The 1,005-nt window shown below is 43.2% G+C and carries 1 protein-coding gene; it reads left to right on the top strand.

The annotated features are described in order from the left end of the window. Positions 1–545 precede the first annotated feature (545 nt). Positions 546–1,005 (top strand): restriction endonuclease subunit S domain-containing protein (locus O9300_RS10880; protein ID WP_287971651.1); only part of this gene is annotated, 460 nt, incomplete at its 3' end.

The raw sequence follows: 1,005 nt of genomic DNA, 5'->3' as shown, positions 1-1,005 counted from the left end.
AACGGCGGCGACAGTGAGGGCGATCGCTTCTCAGTTTGGTAAGTCGGGGACGGAAGGATTAGAAAATAAGCTCATTTTTCAAGTGCCGGAAGTGACTAAGGCTGGGGGTTTGTCGGCGTTAAAGTTAGTAGGTAAACCCTCAGGAAACTAAGATAAGATTGTTTGCCGCTTAGGGGTTTCTAAATAGAACAGAAAGCGGGTTTCTAGTAAATAGCTAAATTAAGGCTCAGATTTTGTTAAGAAACCCGCTTTCTCCCAGCTTCTTTCTCCAAGCTTGTTGAATGGTATAATATCTGATTAGGATAGGAATGTTATTTTTATTGGGTGATTCCAAGAGAGTGGTGGGTTACGCTATCGCTAACCCACCCTACGCATTGGAGGGGGGTGAGTGCATTGGTAGGGTGGGTTAGACGGCAACAATCTAGGCGTTAAAGTCAATCTAACAATCCGTCGTAACCCACCGTTTTAGTCAACCGAAAGGATGTTTGATTTATGTTTGAAAATAAGATTGATCAGGTTTTACACGCGTTAAAGGAGATGTTGGGATGAGTTGGACAGAAGTAGCTTTAGTCGATGTCTGTAAACCAAAGCAGTGGAAAACTATTCCAATATCAGCATTAAAAAAAGAAGGGTATCCTGTATATGGTGCGAATGGAGTCATTGGTTTTTACGATGAATTTAATCATCTTGAAGAGACATTAATGATTACATGTAGAGGAGCTACTTGCTATATTCTGACGACGGTAGGCGGAGAAACGAAGCCGATAACGGTGGAGGAGTATCGAGAGAGGCTGGCGGAATCCTTGGTTAATCAGGTGACTAATTTGACCTTATTTCGTTCAATTTGGGTTCAGCCGGAGGAGCGGGGGAAGTTATTACAAATACTGCCCGATGGGGGGCGATCGGCAAGTATAATTAGGACACTAGATGAGTTGGAAGCTTGCGATTTATTTGATGTTTTGGGAGAGTTGGGTTATGGTTTGCACCGTCTGACTCGTTTGGAAA

Origin of the sequence: Microcystis sp. LE19-195.1E, from assembly GCF_027532095.1 — a bacterium.
In the GTDB taxonomy this organism is placed as follows: Bacteria; Cyanobacteriota; Cyanobacteriia; order Cyanobacteriales; family Microcystaceae; genus Microcystis; species Microcystis aeruginosa.
The sequence above is the reverse complement of the archived record's forward strand: the minus strand, read 5'-3'. Positions and strand labels throughout refer to the sequence as shown.